This is a genomic window from Nocardioides cremeus (assembly GCF_030518195.1).
GTDB classification, from domain to species: domain Bacteria; phylum Actinomycetota; class Actinomycetes; order Propionibacteriales; family Nocardioidaceae; genus Nocardioides; species Nocardioides cremeus.
The window spans coordinates 1-16,959 of sequence record NZ_JAULSC010000001.1; the positions used below are offsets into that span (position 1 = coordinate 1).

Below are 16,959 nucleotides of genomic sequence, written 5' to 3' on the forward strand. Positions count from 1 at the left end.
GGCGGCGCGCGACGCTGGCGGTGGTGCCGTAGGCGAGGAAGACGCACAGGCCCACGGCGGTCTGCAGCACCACCGCGGCGATGCCCAGACCGGCCAGCTCGGTGGTGCCGAGCCGGCCCACGACGGCCGCGTCGCCGAGGAGGAACAGCGGCTCGGCGACCAGGGCGAGGAAGGCCGGGACGGCCAGCCGCCAGATCTCGCGGTCGGTGGCCCGGTGCTCGGATCGACCGGGTCGTGGGCTCACCTGCGGATCGTAGGCGGCGGGCGGACCAGACCGGCCGGCGGTCTCTCTCCCGAATTGGGGACAAGTTGTGGAAAGTGCGCTAGCGGAACCATTGTCGACAAACCTCCAGGGCGGCATCGAGGTGACGGGCCGGTGAACGAGACGACCGCGCCACAATTTTCTGTCCACAGGTGGGGACAAGCATCGCCGCAGGTCAGAGGGTGTGTGTGACATGGTTTGATCGCTTTTTCCACAGCTGTGTCCCCAGGCAGTGCACACGCCACCGCGTGTCGTCCACGGGTGCAGGGCAGTTATCCCCAGGGCCTGTGGACAACTGGCTTTCGGCTACGGCCGATCGGCACGTACGGTCACGCGGACGAGGTCCTCGAGACGTCGTGCGGGACCGGTCTCCACACGGTCCGGCGCCGGTCTGTCGGTGGCCGGACCTAGCGTCGTGGGCACCGGCCCAGCCGGCACGGGGTCGATCCGGGACCAGCATGGGAGAGCACGTGAGCATCACCGAGCAGAGCGGTCGCACGGCCGAGGAGCCGCCGTACGAGGACTGGGGCGACGGCCCCGTCTCCTACGCTCCCGGCGAGCGTCCGCGCAGCGGTCCCAACGATCGCACGCCGCCGCAGGACATGGCGGCCGAGCAGTCGGTGCTGGGCTCGATGCTGATCAGCAAGGACGCGATCTCCGAGGTCACCGAGCGGGTCCGGGGCGGCGACTTCTACCGGCCCTCGCACGAGACGATCCACGACGCGATCATCGACCTCTACGGTCGCAGCGAGCCCGTCGACATGGTCACGGTCGCCGCCGAGCTGCAGCGCCGCGGCGAGCTGCAGAAGGTGGGCGGCGCGCCCTACCTGCACACGCTGTCGGCCAACGTCCCGATCGCGGCCAACGCCGGCTACTACGCCGAGATCGTGCGCGAGAAGGCGGTGCTGCGCCGCCTGGTCGACGCCGGCACCAAGATCGTGCAGATCGGCTACGCCGGCGAGGGCGAGGTCGACGACATCGTCGACCAGGCCCAGGCCGAGGTCTTCAAGCTCGCCGAGAAGCGCTCCGGCGAGGACTACGCCCCGCTCTCCGACATCATGGACGGCGTCCTCGACGAGATCGAGGCGATCGGCAACCGTGAGTCGGGCATCTACGGCGTGCCCACCGGCTTCGCCGACCTCGACGAGCTGACCAACGGCCTGCACAAGGGCCAGATGATCATCGTGGCGGCGCGTCCCGCCATGGGCAAGGCGCTGGCGCTCGACACCCCGCTGCCGACCCCGACCGGGTGGACGACCATGGGCGACGTGGCGGTCGGCGACCTCCTGTACGACGCCGAGGGTCGCCCGACCCGAGTCGTCGCGGCCACCGACGTGATGACCGGGCGCCCCTGCTTCGAGGTGGAGTTCTCCGACGGTTCGCGGATCGTCGCCGACGCCGAGCACCAGTGGTTGACGGAGACGCGGGCCGCCCGCAAGTCGCGCTGGGCCGCAGCGAACCAGTACAACCGCGCCCGCAACCAGCGGATCCACTCCCAGGTCGTCACCACCCAGGAGATGGCAGCCACGGTCCGGGTCGGCGGGGAATCACGGGCCAATCACGCCGTGCTGAACGCCGCCCCGTTGTCGGGGTCCGTCGCTGACCTGCCGGTTCCCCCATACGCCCTGGGTGCTTGGTTGGGCGATGGACACAGCGCCAGCGCTCGCATCACCTGCGAGACCGATGAGATCCCGATGTTCCTGGAGGGATGCGGTCTGCGGGTGGAGCCGCACGGCAACATGTCGTACACGATCCGGCTGCCCGAGCGCAGCGGAGACATGGCGGCTCGGACGTGCCCCGACTGCGGTGGGTCCTTCGCCGGTGGCGTGATGTGTCGTGACTGCCGAGCTGACCACGGCAGCTTCCAAGCCCAGCTGCGGACCCTCGGTGTGCTGGGGAACAAGCACATTCCGATGAACTACCTGCGTGCCTCCGAGGCAGCCCGACGCGAGCTGCTCGCGGGTCTGATGGACACGGACGGGACTGTGGTGAAGGGAGTGGGCTCGTGTCAGTTCGCCGTCACCAACCAGCGGCTCGCTGATGATGTGTACGAGCTGGTGGTGAGCCTGGGCTATCGCTGCGGTCGTACGACCAAGCGGGTTGCGGGCCGCTCGGAGGACTCGTCCACCTGCTTCATCTTGAACTTCTCCACGACCGACGACGTCTTTCGCCTCGAGCGCAAGCGCATCTTGCACAAGGAGGAACGACCCACCTCGACCGTGCGGATCGGACGTCGCTACGTGACGGACGTACGGCCGGTCGAGTCGGTCCCGGTGCGCTGCGTGCAAGTGGACAACGAGGACCACCTCTACCTCGCGGGACGCTCGATGATCCCGACCCACAACTCGACCCTGGCCCTGGACTTCTGCCGCGCGGCGTCGATCCACAACAACCTGACCAGCGTCTTCTTCAGCCTCGAGATGACGCGCTCCGAGATCACGATGCGCCTGCTCTCGGCCGAGGCGAAGGTGCCGCTGAACCACATCCGCAACGGCGCGATGGGCGACGACGACTGGACCAAGCTGGCCCGCAAGATGGGCGAGGTCTCCTCTGCCCCGGTCTTCATCGACGACAGCCCCAACATGACGATGATGGAGATCCGCGCCAAGGCGCGGCGGCTCAAGCAGAAGCATGACCTGCAGCTGATCGTCATCGACTACCTGCAGCTGATGAGCTCGGGCAAGAAGGTCGAGTCGCGCCAGCTGGAGGTCTCGGAGTTCTCCCGCCAGATCAAGCTGCTGGCCAAGGAGCTCGAGGTCCCGATCATCGCCCTCTCGCAGCTCAACCGTGGCTCCGAGCAGCGCGCCGACAAGCGACCGGCGATGAGCGACCTCCGCGAATCGGGCTGCCTGACCGCCGAGACGCGGCTCCTGCGCGCCGACACCAACGCCGAGATCAGCCTCGGCGAGCTGATGGAGACGGGCGCGACCGACATCCCGGTCTGGGCGCTCGACGAGCGGCTCAAGCTGGTGCCGCGCACCCTGACGCACGCGTTCCCGAGCGGGACCAGGGCGACGTACCGGGTGACGTTGACCTCGGGCCGCACGGTGGAGGCAACCGGCAACCACCCCTTCCTGACGTACGACGGCTGGGTGCCGCTCGCCGAGCTGACCGTCGGCTCCCGCGTGGGGTCGGTGCGCCACGTGCCGCCGCCGCTGCAGATCACGCCGCGTGACCCTGACGAGGTCGTGCTGCTCGCGCACCTGCTCGGCGACGGATCCTTCGTCAAGCGCCAGCCGCTGCGCTACGCCAGCATCGACGAGGCCAACCTCGCCGCGGTGGCGGAGGCGGCGCACCGCCGCTTCGGCATCACGGCCGTGCGCGACGACTACCCGGCGGCCCGGGTGACGACGCTGCGGCTCCCGGCGCCGTTCCGGCTGGCGCGTGGTCGTCGCAACCCGATCGCGGCCTGGCTCGACGAGGACGCTCTCTTCGGGCTCCGCAGCCACGAGAAGTTCGTGCCCGACTGGGTCTTCGGACTCCCCAAGGAGCAGGTCGGCCTCTTCCTGCGCCACCTGTGGGCCACCGACGGGTGCGTGCACCTCGACGAGAAGCGGCGGATGGGCCGGGTCTACTACGCCTCCACCAGCCGGCGCCTTGCCGACGACGTGGCCCGGCTCCTGGCGCGCTACAACGTCTTCACGCGGATCAAGCGGTCCCGCAAGGCCGGCTACCGCGACGGCTGGCAGGTGCACGTGGTCGGCGCCGAGAACCAGCTGCGCTTCCTCGACGACATCGGCGTGCACGGGGCCCGCGGCGAGCAGGTCACCCGCCTCGCGGCGGCGCTGCGCGACGTCCGGCCCAACACCAACCTCGACACGGTGCCGCAGGAGGTGTGGGGACGAGTGCGCCAGGAGCTGGCGGATCGCCAGATGACGCACCGCGAGTTCGCCACCGCGATGGGGACCTCGTTCGGCGGCTCGACCATGTGGAAGCACGCGCCGAGTCGAGAGCGGCTGGCCAAGGTGGCCGGCGTCCTCGGCGACGCCGACCTCGAGGTCCTGGCCACCAACGACGTCTACTGGGACGCCATCGCCAGCGTCGAGCCGATCGGCGAGCAGGCCGTCTACGACGCCACCGTCCTCGGCGTGCACAACTTCGTCGCCAACGGCATCGCGCTGCACAACAGCATCGAGCAGGATGCCGACATGGTGATCCTGCTGCACCGCGAGGACGCCTACGAGAAGGAGTCGACCCGCCCCGGCGAGGCCGACCTGCTCGTGGTCAAGCACCGCAACGGCCCGACCCGCGACATCACCGTCGCCTTCCAGGGCCACTACTCGCGGTTCGTCGACATGGCGCACTGACCTCTGCGGTCAGGGGTCTGCCGTGGGCCCGCCGTCCGGACCTGTCACTCGTCTATACGGCAGCCTGTGGACTCCGCGCACTGGGCCGTGACGGTCTTCGCCTGTACGAGCGCCGACGTCGACGGCAGCGTTCTCGGATGGCAGGAACGCGGAAAATCCCTAGTCCATCGTGCCGGCGTGCTGACTGAGTAGCGCGCCGTTACTACGATCCGTCGAGCTCGAGACCGCGGATGTCGCGCCACATCTCGGCGACATCACCAGTCATGGCCCAGTACACCTCGTGGGTCAGTCCGAGTTTTTCGCGTCCACCAACCGCAACCAGCGGCCAAGAGTCCAGCGGAACGACCTCGGGGTAGTGCTTCTTGAGGTGGTTGGGGAGCTTGCGGGGCGCGTCGCGCCACTGGTTCAGTTCCAGCGTGGTCGCTTCGACGACCTGAGAAGTGGAGAAGAACGTGTTGGGCTCCACCGCGCAATGGTCCATGACCAGCTTCCACCGCTCTACCGTCTCGTACTCGGAGCGAGCGAACCTCTCCAAGGACTCCCGCGGCCATGCCGGGTGCTGGATCAGCGCCGTCTGCGCCGCCTCACAGGTCTCGCGGTTCCACGCCAGCCACGGCTGCAACGCGCGAGTCGAACCAGACCCGTCCTGCACCTCGGCGTCAGTGCGTCCGGCCCCCGCCATCGTAAAAGGGTGCTCGCCCTGAAACTGCCCGGACGCTGAGTCGCGCTCCAGACCACGACGGCGAACCGTCGCCGCGAAGTCCAAGAAGTCGTCCGTGTGAACCATGAGCGGGATGTAGGTCATGTGTAGCTCCTTATGTGCGATCCATTACGTTCTCCATAACGTAATGGATCACGTAGTGCGGTGCAAGCGATAGCCACAACATCGCCGCTTGAGGATGCGAGTCCTCGACGGCCGGCGTCTCCCGAAGCACCGCTGGACTGGCCGCGGCCGAGCGCGCCGAGAAGTGTGGAGTCCTGTATCAACCAGGTTCATCCGCGACTCCACACCCTCGCGGACCCACCGCGGATACCCTCAGGGGTTCCCCCCTGTCGTTCATCCCCCGGAGCAGCCCCCATGCCCCTGACCAGTCCTGCGCGCCCACTGGCGCTCGTCCTCGCAGCCGTCCTCGCTGGATCGGTGCTGCTCGCCGCGCCCTCCGCGCAGGCCAAGGAGGTCGACGCCTACCCGACGTACCAGGGGCAGGTCTCCTGCGACCCGGTCGCCAAGCCCGGCGTGCTGGCGGCGCGCCGGCTGCTGCTGGGCAAGTTCGGGGGCGGCAGCGGTGGGATCACTCGGTCCTGCAGCAGCGGCGGGCTCTCGGAGCACAAGGAGGGGCGGGCCTGGGACTGGTCGCTGCGGGCCTCGAAAGCCAAGGACCGGCGCATCGCCCGCCGAGCGACCACGTGGTTGACGCGTGGCGTGAAGGGCGAGGCCGCGGCTCGTGCCCGGCGGCTCGGGGTGATGTACATGATCTGGAACCGCAAGATCTGGCGCGGGTACGACGCCGGCTCCGGGTGGCAGCCCTACGGCGGCGAGGACCCGCACACCGACCACATCCACCTGTCCTTCACCTGGAACGGCGCCACCAAGCGCACCTCGTGGTGGGCCGGCTCGCCGCGTGCCCTCGACCACGGGCCCTGCGCGAAGTGGGTCGGCGAGCTCGCCCCCGCCTGGACCGCGCCCACCCTCTCGCCCTGCCCGACCCCGCTGCGCCGCCCCGTCGCCAACCACCGCGGCATCTACCGCGCCCAGGAGGGCGAGACGGTCGCCCGGGTCTCGCGCTGGTTCGACCGGTCGAGCACGAAGATCCGTCGCTGGAACGGCTGGCCGGCCAAGGGACGGGTGGACATCGAGCCCGGGCAGAAGGTGCGCGTGCGCCCACGGTCCTGACGACCCACACGGATCCGTGGCGTGTCGCGGTGAGGTTCGTCAGGACGGGTGACAGGGGTTGAGCAGGCCCGCCGGCCTGCGGCACCGTGGGCCGTACGACGCCGACGACCGGAGGTGAGCATGCTCCCGACATCGACGACCCGTCCCGCCACCAGGCTCCTGGCGCTGCCCGCGGCCACGCTCGTGGCCGCCGCCGGGTGCGCGGGCGAGGAGGACCTGGACACCGCCCCCGCCCCGACCGCGACGGCGACAGCCACCGCCACCGTCACCGCGACGGCGACAGCGACGGCGACCGCGACCGCGACCGCGACGGTCACCAAGACGCCGGGCAACGGTGGACGCTCCCGCGACTGCGGGGACGTGGCCTTCGAGCCGAACACCGACGCCGGTGCCTTCGACATCACCGCGAGCGGCGTCGGCTGCAACGTCGCACGCCAGGTGGCCCGCGCCGCGGAGGAGGCCGGCGGCGAGGCCTACCGGTCGGGCCCCGGCTTCCGGTGCGAGCCCGTGGGCACCGTCGGGCAGCTGCCCAGCGTCGTCTACGAGTGCGACCGGGCGGCCGGGGGCAGCCTCAGGTTCGAGGCGAGCTGACCCGGGCGCGGCTAGCATCCGCGACATGGCCGACTCCCTGCTCGACGTCCTGACCCGCCTGCGGACCTGCGAGTGGGTCGACCTGACCCATGCGTTCGGGCCGGGCATCCCGCACTACTTCGCCTTCCCCGACGAGGAGCGCGAGACGCTCTTCCACTTCGACGAGGGGGTCGGGTCGGTGGGCACCGGCTTCCTGGCCCACCGCTACACCCACATCGGCCAGTGGGGCACCCACGTCGACCCGCCGGCGCACTTCGCGCGCGGGGGACGCACGCTCGACGAGCTGCCGGTCACCGAGATGATCCTGCCGCTGGTGGTCGTCGACGTACGCGCGCAGGTGGCCGCCGACGTCGACCACCTCGTCACCCCGGCCGACATCGAGGCCCACGAGCAGCAGCACGGGCGCATCGGCCCGGGGTCGTTCGTGGCGCTGCTGACCGGGTGGGGCGCCCGGTGGCCCGACGGCGAGGCGATGGCCAACCGCGACGCCGACGGGGTCGCGCACTACCCCGGCTGGGGCGTGGACGCGCTGCGCTGCCTCGTCGAGGAGCGCGAGGTCGCAGCCGTCGGCCACGACACGACCGACACCGACCCCGGCGCGGTGGTCGGTGGCGGCTCCGCGCCCGCCGAGACCTACATCCTGGCCGCCGACAAGTGGCAGATCGAGCTGCTCGCCGACCTCGACCGGGTACCGGCCACCGGTGCCCTGGTGGTCGCGACCTGGCCCAAGCCGCGCGAGGGCTCCGGCTTCCCCGCGCGCGTGTTCGCCATCGTCGAGCGCGAGGAGACCCGACCGACCGGTGGCTAGCGGGTCGTGACGACCCGGGTGCCGACGGCCTTGTCGTGCCAGCCGCGGCGCTGCGGGTCTTGGGCGAGCAGGATGGCGTTGACGATCTGCGGCAGGTAGCAGAAGAAGTTCAGCAGGGCCAGGATGACCTGGCGCCCTGCCGCCTTGCCCCAGCCGGGCACCTGGCCGTCGTCGACGCGCACCACCTTGGTGCCGAGCAGCTTCTTGGCCAGGGTCTGGCCGTAGAGCGCGGTCGGCACGATGTAGTACAGCGCCGAGACGACCAGGCCGGCGAGCATCCCGCTGCCGCCGACCGACATCCCCATCTCGCCACCGCCGCTGGTCGTGGTGGCGAAGGGGAGCATGACGACGGCGGCGATGATGGCCAGCACGACCACGTCGAGCACGAATCCGCCGATGCGCACCCCGGTGGAGGCGACGTCGCCGACGCCGGCGGGGGCGCCGTACCCGGGCTGTCCCGGCTGTCCCTCGGGGGGCGGGGGGTAGCTGCTGCCGTACTGGTCGCTCATGGGTCTCTTCCGTCGACGGTGTCGCTGCACCCGGGACCGGGCGGGCCCAGGCTAGGGGTGCGCGACACCGTCGGCGACGGCAGCCGGGTCAGCGCACGTGCCGCAGGGCCTCGTCGATGGGGGAGTCACCGTCGTTGAAGGGGATCTTCAGCCCGGCCACGGCGGAGGGGTCGGAGCCGACGACGGCGCGGATCACCTCGGCCACGTTGCCGCGCGAGACCTGGCCGGCGTCGTTGGCGTGCACGTCGATCTTGCGGGTCGTGGGGCCCTCGGTCAGCCCGCTGGGCTGCAGGATCGTCCACTTCAGGGCCGACTCCTCGAGGTGCGCGTCGGCCTGGGTCTTGGACTCGGCGTAGGCGTAGAAGTCGTTGTCGGGCGGGACGCCGTGGTCGGGCCCGGCGCCGAAGTAGGAGACCATCACGTAGCGCTCGGCGCCGGCGGCCGCGGCGGCGTCCATCGAGCGGATCGCGGCGTCGCGGTCGAGGGCGTAGGTGTTCTCGGGCGAGCCCCCACCGGCGCCGGCGGCCCACACGACGACGTCGTGGCCGCGCAGCAGCTCCTCGAGGTCGTTCTTCTGCATCGACGCCACGTCAGCGATCGCCGGCTCCGCGCCCAGCTTGGTGATCGTCTTGGACTGGTCGGGGTCGCGGATGACCGACGTGACCTCGTGGCCGTCCTCGACCAGCAGCGGCGTCGCCTTGCGGGCCACCTTGCCGTGGCCTCCGATGATGATGATGCGCGTCATGCGTCCTCCTCGAACGTTCGTGGGGGACGGGCCGCGGTCCGCGACCCGACACCGGGCCCAACCGCGGGCCCGACCGCGATTGTTCCGAGCCGTGCGCGTCGCGAGCACACCCGGACGTGTCCCGTCGGGGCGCACCGGTCGTGTGCTCTGATGAGCCCCGACGAGAGGAGCGCCGATGCCGACGCTGAGCCAGGACGGTGCGCTGTGGACGCTGCACCTGGGTGACGACGAGAACCGCTTCACCCCCGCCTTCCTCGACGAGACCGACGGCTTCCTGGCCGACCTGGCCTCCTCGAGCGAGCCGGCCGCGCTGGTGACCACCGGCGGGGGCAAGTTCTACTCCAACGGCCTCGACCTCGAGTGGCTCGGCGCTCACCCCGAGCGCCTGGGCGAGTACGTCGCGCGCGTGCAGCAGCTCTTCGAGCGGGTGCTGACCCTGCCGGTGCCGACCGTGGCCGCGGTCAACGGCCACGCCTTCGGGGCCGGTGCGATGCTGGCGCTGGCCCACGACCACCGCGTGATGCGCGACGACCGTGGCTACGTCTGCCTGCCCGAGGTCGACATCCACATCCCCTTCAGCCCCGGCATGAACGCCCTGGTCATGTCGACGCTCCGCCCCCGCGCCGCGGTCGACTCGATGACGACCGGGCACCGCTTCCCCGCCGACGAGGCGCTCGCGGCCGGCATCGTCGACGCCACCGCCAGCCTCGAGGACCTGCCGCAGGCGGCCGCCGCGCGGGTCGAGCACCTGGCCGGCAAGGACCGCACCACCCTGGGCACCATCAAGCAGCGCATGTACGCCGACGTGGTCGCCGCCCTGCGGCTGCCCGAGGTCTGAGCGGGCCTCAGCTGTTGCCCAGCGCCGCGGCCTCGGCCACGGTGCCGACCACGGCGGGGCGGATCCCGTCGCCGCAGTCGGGGTCGGGCAGCGTCGTCTCGGGGTCGACGAGCGTGACCCGGATGTCCTCGAGGTGCAGGCGGCGCACGGTCTCGAGCAGCATCCGCCGCGCCACGTCGTTGATCGAGTGCACCCGGCTCAGGTCGAGCACCACCGCGTCGGCGAGCCCCCCGTCGGCGTCGGCGTCGCTCAGGTCGCGCACCAGCCGCTCGGCACCCGCGAACTGCAGCGAGCCGTGCAGGGCCACGACCATCGCCGGGCTGCCGTCGACGTACTGCACGGTGTGGGTGCGGCGGATCGTCGAGCGCGCCGGCTGCGGCGGGTCCATCATGTGCAGGCCCATGTCGGCGGAGAGCCGCCGGCAGACCTCGACGCCGCGCACGCTGGAGCCGTGCGGGTCCAGGCGGGGCGAGAACGCCGCGATGCCGAGCTGGCCCGGCAGGGCGCCGATGATGCCGCCCGAGACGCCGCTCTTGGCGGGGAAGCCCACGGTCGAGATCCAGTCGCCGGCCGAGTCGTACATGCCGCAGGTGGCCATCACGCTCATCACCTGGCGCGCCACCCACTCCTCGACGACGCGCTCCTCGCTGAGCGGGTGCACCCCGCCGTTGGCCAGGGTCGCGGCCATCAGGGCCAGGTCGCGGGTGGTGACCCGCACCGAGCACTGCCGGGTGTAGGCCGCCACCACGTCCTCGGGGTCCTCGACGATCGAGTCGCGGCTGCGCAGCATGTTGGCGATCGCGTAGTTGCGGAAGGCCGTCTCGCTCTCCGAGGCGTACGCCGCCTCGTCGACGCCCAGGGGGCGCCCGGCGAAGGCGGAGAGCCCGGCCAGCACCTGCTCGCAGCGCCCCTGCGGGTCGCCGGGGTCACCGAGCATCGTGTGCACCACGATCGCGCCGGCGTTGATCATCGGGTTGAGCGGGCGCCCCGAGCCCTTCTCGAGCGACAGCTCGTTGAACGCCTCGCCGGAGGGCTCCACGTCGACCTGGGCGAGCACCGCCTCGAGGCCGCGCTGCTGCAGGGCCAGGGCGTAGACGAACGGCTTCGAGATCGACTGGATGGTGAAGCCCGCGTCGGCGTCGCCGGCCTCGTAGACCGCGCCGTCGACGGTGGCCAGCACCACGCCGAGCTGCTCGGGCTCGACCTGCGCGAGCTCGGGGATGTAGTCGGCGACGGCGCCGCTGGCGTCGGCGGCACACGCGGCGAGGACCTCGGCGAGGTAGTCCGGGATGGGGGTGTCCACCCGGGCAGGATGCCGCCTGCGGCGCACGCCCCGTGAATCGTGGTGGGGCTGTGGTGGGGTTGGTGGTGGGATGGGGGTCATGGACGCCACCGCTGCCCTCGCCCGCTGGCACGCCGTCGCCGAGGCGGGCGACGTCACCGCCCTGCCCGACCTGGTCGCCGCCGACGCCGTCTTCCGCTCACCGGCGGTGCACACGCCGCAGGAGGGCCGCGACAAGGTCGTGGGCTACCTCAGTGCTGCCTTCACGGTGCTCGGCCCGGGGCTGCGCTACCACCGCCAGTGGGTCGCCGAGGACTCCGCGGTGCTGGAGTTCAGCACCCTGGTGGGCGGCAAGCAGGTGCAGGGCGTCGACATGATCACCTGGGACGAGTCGGGGCTGATCGTCGACTTCACCGTGATGGTGCGCCCGCTCCAGGGCCTGCACGCGGTGGTCGAGGAGATGGGCGCCGAGCTGCTGCGGATGCTCGAGGCCGCGGACGAGTGAGCCCGCGTCAGCGGCGTACCCACTCCTGCACGGCGCGGTAGACCGGCTTGGGCCGCAGGGCGTTGGTCATCAGCCCGTAGCCCTTCATGTGCCGGCCCGCGTCGGTGCGGGCGCGCTCGTTGTAGAGGAACGCCTTGCGCACGAACGGGAAGCGGGTGCGCAGCGCCTCGAGCGCCGCGACGGTGAAGGTGGCCTGCTGGCGCTTGCTGACCCCGCGCTCCCAGGGCTGCTCGTCGCCGCGGTCGCGGTGGGAGGACCAGCCGAACTCGGTGACCCACACCGGTCGCCGGTCGCCGTGGCGGCGCATCAGCTCGCGCACCTGCGCCAGGTGGGAGAACTCCCACTCGGCCTCGCCGGAGCCCGACATCGGCCCGGTGTCGGAGGGCGACTGGTAGGGGTGGGTGGCCATCACGTCGAAGCAGCCGCCGGCACCGGCCTCGTAGGCGGCCTCGATCCAGTCGGAGTCGTTGTGCATGGTGCCGCCGAACACGACCGGGGTGGCGCCGGCGGCCGAGGCCTGCACCGCGTCGTGGGCGGCGCACAGCAGGTCGGCGTACGCCGCCGGGTCGGCGCCGGTGAGGAAGTCCTCGCTGTTGGGCTCGTTCCAGACCTCCCAGGCGCGCACCTGGCCGCGCCAGCGCTCCGCGGCCCAGGCCAGGGCCTTCGCGTAGTCGCGGGGGTCGGCGGGCAGCGAGCGCGCCCCGGCCTCGGGGCCGGCCCAGTCGGGGGTCAGCCAGAAGGTGGCCAGCACCTTGAGCCCGCGGTCGGAGGCCATGGTGACGACCCGGTCGACGAAGCGCACGCCCCAGCCCTGCGGGTCGATGCGGCCGCGCTCGGGCTGGATCATCGACCACGACATGTCCAGGCGCACCCAGCCGGCGCCCATGTCGACCAGCCGGTCGAGCGCCGTGGCGCGCTCGGCGTCGGTGTAGGAGGTCCAGAGGCCGTGGAACTGCACCCCCACCTCCGGGCCGCGCGCCGCGCGCCGGCGCTGCGGGGCGTCGTACGACGCCGCGGTGGGCGCCGCAGCGGATGCGGGGACCTGGGCCGGCACGGAGGTGGGGAGGGGGGCGGGGCCGGCCGTGGCGGGCAGGCCGCCGGCGAGCAGGCCGACGCCGACGACGGCGGCGGCGAGGCGATGCGTCGCGCGGGGGCGCGACGCTGCGGGCGAAGGACGCACGAGCGGTCTCCAGGGGGGTGGGGGGAGACCGCAGTCTGACCGGCGCCGATGTCAGGGCGCCTCCGCCGATCGGTCAGTCGTGGACCACCGGTGGGGTCAGGCCGGCGCGTCGAGCGGCAGCAGCACCCGCACGGTCGTGCCCGCGCCGGGGGCGGACTCCAGGGCGATGCTGCCGCCGTGCCGGTGCACCACCCGCCGGGTGATGGCCAGGCCCAGGCCGCTGCCCGGCACCTCGACGTCGCCGGTCTGCGGGGCCCGGGTGAACTCGTCGAAGATGCCCGGCTGGTCGGCGAGCGGGATGCCCTGGCCGGTGTCGGCGCAGGTCAGCTCGACGCCGTCGTCGCGGGTGGCCAGGCCCAGGCGCATCGAGCCGCCGGCCGGGGTGTACTTCAGGGCGTTGCTGAGCAGGTTGGAGACCACCATCGCCAGCTCGGGCGCGTCGCCGGTGGTGCGGTGCGGCCGGTCGGCGCCCTCGAGGCGCAGCGAGATCCGGCCGCGCTCGGCCTGCACCGCGGCCAGCTCGTGTGCCTCGCGGACCAGCTCGGAGAGGTCGACGCTCTCGTGCACCGGCTGCTGCTGGGGGTCGCTGACACGGGCCAGGGTCAGCAGGCTGGCCACCAGCGACTCCATCCGGCGCGCGGCCCGGCTGATCGAGGAGACGCTGCGTCCGAGCTGGGGCGCCGACCCGGCGGCGTCCTGGAGGATCTCGACGTGGCCGAGGATCGAGGTGAGGGGGTTCTTCAGCTCGTGGGTCACCGCCGCGTTGACCTGCTCGCGGTAGCGGCTGGACTCGCGCAGCCCCACGGTCAGCTCGTGCTCGCGCTCGAGCGCGCGGGCGCGGTGGATGGCCAGCCCGGCGTGCACGGCGTACATCTCCAGCACCTGGCGGGCCAGCTCGTCGGGCCGGCGCCCGTCGACGGGCAGGTCGACGCCGAGCACCCCGACCAGCGCGCCGTCGGGGCCCTGCAGCGGCGCGTAGAGCGCATCCATCGGGTGCCAGGCGTCGGGGCCCTCGATCGGCTCGAGGTCGGGCACCCAGGTGCTCTGCACGTCGGCGGGCAGCCGCTCGTGGGGCACGAAGCGCAGCAGCCCCCACTCGTCGGCGAGCTCGAACTCGTCGAGGATCTCCTGCACCGGCATCCGGCGCCCGGCCATCGAGCGCTGGGCGTCCTCGTCACCGGCCACGGCCAGCACCTCGAGGACGCCGTCGTCGTCGAGGTAGTTGACCACCGCCATCTGGAAGCCGAGCACGTCGACGACGCCCTGCACCACGCTCTGCATCAGCTCACCGAGCGTCTCGGCGCTGCTGATCGAGGTCAGCAGGGCGTGCAGCTCGCGCAGCATCAGCACCTCGCGGGGCACCCCGGGCTCGGGGCGCGTCGCCGGGCTCACGAGGTCACCTCGGCCAGGTGCACCACGGCGTCGCCCGAGCTGACGAGCGGGGCCTCGGTGCGCCCGACGACGATGCCGTCGCGGTCGGCGTGCACCAGTCGCACCCGCTTGCCGAAGGAGTCGAAGAGGCCACCGAGGCGCTCGCCCTTCTCCACCCGCTGGCCCAGCTCGGCCTCGAGGTGCAGCATCCCGGTGCCCCGGGCGCGGACCCAGCCGCTGCGCCAGCTCTCGAGGCTGGGCGTGGGCGGCTCCTCCTCGACCGGCTCGGTCATCTCCAGCGCCGCGAGCACGCGTCGTACGCCGCGCACGCCGGCGTCGATCGCCCACGAGTCCATCCGCCAGGCCTCGCCGGCCTCGTAGAGCAGCACCTTGGCGCCCTCCTCGCGAGCCGCGTGGCGCAGCGAGCCGTCGCGCAGCCGCGCGTGCATCATCACCGGCGCGGCGAACGCCTCGGCGAGCCGGCGGGTCTCGGGGTCCTCGAGGTCGGTGCGGATCTGGGGCAGGTTGGTGCGCCGGTCGGAGCCGGTGTGCAGGTCGATGCCCACCGAGCACTTGGCCACGACCTCGGTCATCACCAGGTGCGCGATCCGCCCGGCCAGCGACCCGCGGGCCGAGCCGGGGAACGAGCGGTTCAGGTCGCGGCGGTCGGGCAGGTAGCGGCTGCCGGTCATGAAGCCGAGGACGTTGACGATCGGGATCGCGATCAGGGTGCCGCGCAGGGTGCGGGGGTCGAGCTCGGCGAGCACCTGGCGCACCACCTCGACGCCGACAGCCTCGTCGCCGTGGATCGCGGCGTCGATCCACACCGTGGGGCCGTCCTCGCGCCCGTGCACGACGCGCACGGGCAGGTCGACCTCGGCGCCGGTGACCAGGCGGGTGATCGGCAGCGACAGCGACTGGCCTCGGCCGGGTCGCACCCGGACGGTCCCGATCTCGAAGGAGGGGCGGGCCACGTCAGCGGCCCCGGTTGCGGCGGCGGGTGGCCACGGGCGGGCGGTCACCGAGGTAGGAGCGGCCGGGGTCGACGACGAAGCCCTGGCGCAGCGCCTCGCGGCCCACCAGCATCCGGAAGCCCATCTCGTCGCGGCGGCTCAGGCTCATCTCGACGCTGACGGTGCGACCGACCAGCGTGATCGCCATCGGCACCACGTAGCGCTCCTCGACGTGCCCCGACGACGAGCGCACCTCGCGCCTGTCGAGGACCGTGCTCTCGACGACCACGGCGTCCTCGTCGGTGGCCTGCCAGGGGTGCACCGAGTAGCGCACCATGTCCACGCCGTCGCGCTCGAAGCCCTCGAGGTCGAAGGCGTGGATCGCGGAGGTCCGCGCGCCCGTGTCGAGCTTGGCCTTGATCCACTCGACGCCGGCGTCGGGCAGGCTCACCCACTCGCGCCAGCCTGCGAGGGTGTAGGAAAGGTCCGTCTCCACCGTCGCCTCTCAGTCTGGGTACCCATGAAACTCGCGATCCTGTCCCGCGCGCCCCGGTCGTACAGTACGCAGCGACTGCGCACGGCTGCCCTCGACCGGGGTCACGAGGTCAAGGTCCTCAACACGCTGCGCTTCGGCATCGACCTCTCGGGTGACGAGCCCGACCTGCAGTTCCGCGGCAAGCGGCTCTCCCACTACGACGCGGTGCTGCCGCGCATCGGCAACTCCATCACCTACTTCGGCACCGCGGTGGTGCGCCAGTTCGAGCAGATGGACGTCTACACGCCCAACACGTCGTGGGGGATCACCAACTCGCGCGACAAGCTGCGCGCCACCCAGATCCTCTCGCGCCACCACATCGGGATGCCGGCCACGACCTTCGTGCGCGACCGCGCCGACGTGATCGCGGCGATCGAGCGGGTCGGCGGCGCGCCGGTGGTGATCAAGCTGCTGGAGGGGACCCAGGGCATCGGCGTGATCCTGGCGCCGACCATCAAGGTGGCCGAGGCGATCATCGAGACGCTGCACAGCACCCGCCAGAACGTGCTGATCCAGCGCTTCGTCAGCGAGAGCAAGGGCCGCGACATCCGGGCGCTGGTCGTGGGCGACCGGGTGGTGGCCGCGATGCGCCGGGTCGCGCAGGGCGACGAGTTCCGCTCCAACGTGCACCGCGGCGGCACCGTCGAGGCGGTGACCCTCGACGAGGACTACGAGCGCGCCGCGGTGCGTGCCGCGCAGATCATGGGCCTGCGGGTGGCCGGCGTCGACATGCTCGAGGGCAACGAGGGCCCCCTGGTCATGGAGGTCAACTCCTCCCCGGGCCTCGAGGGCATCGAGCGCGCCACCGACCTCGACATCGCCGGCTCGATCATCGACCACATCGACAACCAGGTCGCCTTCCCCGAGATCGACGTGCGCCAGCGCCTGACCGTCTCGACCGGGTACGGCGTCGCCGAGATCGCGGTCCAGGCCGCCTCCGACCTGGTCGGCAAGACCCTGGGCGAGTCGGGGCTGCGCGAGCGCGACATCTCCGCGCTGACCCTGCAGCGCGGCACCAGCGTGATCCCCAACCCGCACAGCCGCCACGTGCTCGAGGCGGGCGACCGGCTGCTGTGCTTCGGCAAGCTCGAGGAGATGCGCTCGATGATCCCGGGCCGGCGCCGTCGTACGCGCCGGGTCAAGAAGCTGCCCGCCGAGCCCATCCACGAGGCCTGAGCC

At 71.9% G+C, this 16,959-nt stretch carries 15 protein-coding genes and 1 pseudogene; 7 read left to right on the forward strand and 9 right to left on the reverse strand.

Annotation, left to right across the window (positions count from 1 at the left end):
* Positions 1-244, reverse strand: a pseudogene (locus QWJ41_RS00005) (MATE family efflux transporter); the annotation flags it as partial.
* Positions 245-894: 650 nt separating this feature from the next.
* Here QWJ41_RS00005 and QWJ41_RS00010 point away from each other — a divergent pair.
* On the forward strand, positions 895-4,569 hold the full coding sequence (locus tag QWJ41_RS00010) for a replicative DNA helicase (RefSeq protein WP_439117295.1): 3,675 nt from the start codon (positions 895-897) through the stop codon (positions 4,567-4,569).
* A 202-nt stretch (positions 4,570-4,771) separates the two neighbouring features.
* Here QWJ41_RS00010 and QWJ41_RS00015 read toward each other — a convergent pair whose 3' ends face one another.
* Positions 4,772-5,374 (reverse strand): hypothetical protein, encoded by a 603-nt coding sequence (locus tag QWJ41_RS00015; RefSeq protein WP_302705049.1) that lies wholly within the window; start codon positions 5,372-5,374, stop codon positions 4,772-4,774.
* Between the two features lie 273 nt (positions 5,375-5,647).
* On the opposite strand from QWJ41_RS00015, the gene QWJ41_RS00020 reads away from it, so the two are divergent.
* The 3 genes from QWJ41_RS00020 to QWJ41_RS00030 all read left to right on the forward strand — a co-directional run bounded on the left by QWJ41_RS00020 (position 5,648) and on the right by QWJ41_RS00030 (position 7,862).
* Complete coding sequence (locus QWJ41_RS00020; protein WP_302705050.1) at positions 5,648-6,463, forward strand: LysM peptidoglycan-binding domain-containing protein; 816 nt, start codon at positions 5,648-5,650, stop codon at positions 6,461-6,463.
* A gap of 114 nt (positions 6,464-6,577) precedes the next feature.
* Positions 6,578-7,054, forward strand: a complete 477-nt coding sequence (locus tag QWJ41_RS00025; protein ID WP_302705051.1) for a hypothetical protein — start codon at positions 6,578-6,580, stop codon at positions 7,052-7,054.
* A gap of 25 nt (positions 7,055-7,079) precedes the next feature.
* Positions 7,080-7,862 carry a cyclase family protein gene (locus tag QWJ41_RS00030; RefSeq protein ID WP_302705052.1) on the forward strand — a complete coding sequence of 261 codons (783 nt, stop codon included), beginning with the start codon at positions 7,080-7,082 and terminating at the stop codon, positions 7,860-7,862.
* Here the strand turns inward: QWJ41_RS00030 and QWJ41_RS00035 are convergent.
* Together QWJ41_RS00035 and QWJ41_RS00040 are read right to left on the reverse strand one after the other, a co-directional pair.
* On the reverse strand, positions 7,859-8,371 hold the full coding sequence (locus tag QWJ41_RS00035) for an RDD family protein (protein ID WP_302705053.1): 513 nt from the start codon (positions 8,369-8,371) through the stop codon (positions 7,859-7,861). The two genes, QWJ41_RS00030 and QWJ41_RS00035, sit on opposite strands and share 4 nt — an antisense overlap.
* An 88-nt stretch (positions 8,372-8,459) precedes the next feature.
* On the reverse strand, positions 8,460-9,116 hold the full coding sequence (locus QWJ41_RS00040) for an SDR family oxidoreductase (RefSeq protein ID WP_302705054.1): 657 nt from the start codon (positions 9,114-9,116) through the stop codon (positions 8,460-8,462).
* A gap of 175 nt (positions 9,117-9,291) precedes the next feature.
* Between QWJ41_RS00040 and QWJ41_RS00045 the strand changes: the two genes are divergently transcribed.
* A complete protein-coding gene (locus QWJ41_RS00045; RefSeq protein WP_302705055.1) occupies positions 9,292-9,954 on the forward strand; it encodes an enoyl-CoA hydratase-related protein in 663 nt (220 codons plus the stop codon).
* A gap of 7 nt (positions 9,955-9,961) precedes the next feature.
* Here the strand turns inward: QWJ41_RS00045 and QWJ41_RS00050 are convergent, their stop codons facing one another.
* Positions 9,962-11,257 (reverse strand): glutaminase, encoded by a 1,296-nt coding sequence (locus QWJ41_RS00050; protein WP_302705056.1) that lies wholly within the window; start codon positions 11,255-11,257, stop codon positions 9,962-9,964.
* 79 nt (positions 11,258-11,336) lie between these two features.
* Here QWJ41_RS00050 and QWJ41_RS00055 point away from each other — a divergent pair, with 79 nt between their 5' ends.
* Positions 11,337-11,741: a nuclear transport factor 2 family protein gene (locus tag QWJ41_RS00055; RefSeq protein ID WP_302705057.1), complete on the forward strand. Its 405-nt coding sequence runs from the start codon at positions 11,337-11,339 to the stop codon at positions 11,739-11,741.
* A 7-nt stretch (positions 11,742-11,748) separates the two neighbouring features.
* Here the strand turns inward: QWJ41_RS00055 and QWJ41_RS00060 are convergent, their stop codons facing one another.
* The 4 genes from QWJ41_RS00060 to QWJ41_RS00075 all read right to left on the reverse strand — a co-directional run bounded on the left by QWJ41_RS00060 (position 11,749) and on the right by QWJ41_RS00075 (position 15,741).
* Complete coding sequence (locus QWJ41_RS00060; protein WP_302705059.1) at positions 11,749-12,921, reverse strand: cellulase family glycosylhydrolase; 1,173 nt, start codon at positions 12,919-12,921, stop codon at positions 11,749-11,751.
* A 96-nt stretch (positions 12,922-13,017) separates the two neighbouring features.
* Complete coding sequence (locus QWJ41_RS00065) at positions 13,018-14,313, reverse strand: sensor histidine kinase (RefSeq protein ID WP_302705060.1); 1,296 nt, start codon at positions 14,311-14,313, stop codon at positions 13,018-13,020.
* Positions 14,310-15,266: a succinylglutamate desuccinylase/aspartoacylase family protein gene (locus QWJ41_RS00070; protein WP_302705061.1), complete on the reverse strand. Its 957-nt coding sequence runs from the start codon at positions 15,264-15,266 to the stop codon at positions 14,310-14,312. The genes QWJ41_RS00065 and QWJ41_RS00070 overlap by 4 nt, the downstream gene beginning before the upstream one ends.
* 1 nt (position 15,267) lies before the next feature.
* Positions 15,268-15,741, reverse strand: a complete 474-nt coding sequence (locus QWJ41_RS00075) for an ATP-dependent zinc protease family protein (protein WP_302705062.1) — start codon at positions 15,739-15,741, stop codon at positions 15,268-15,270.
* 24 nt (positions 15,742-15,765) lie between these two features.
* On the opposite strand from QWJ41_RS00075, the gene QWJ41_RS00080 reads away from it, so the two are divergent.
* Positions 15,766-16,956 carry a RimK family alpha-L-glutamate ligase gene (locus tag QWJ41_RS00080; RefSeq protein WP_302705063.1) on the forward strand — a complete coding sequence of 397 codons (1,191 nt, stop codon included), beginning with the start codon at positions 15,766-15,768 and terminating at the stop codon, positions 16,954-16,956.
* The last annotated feature ends 3 nt before the right edge of the window (positions 16,957-16,959 follow it).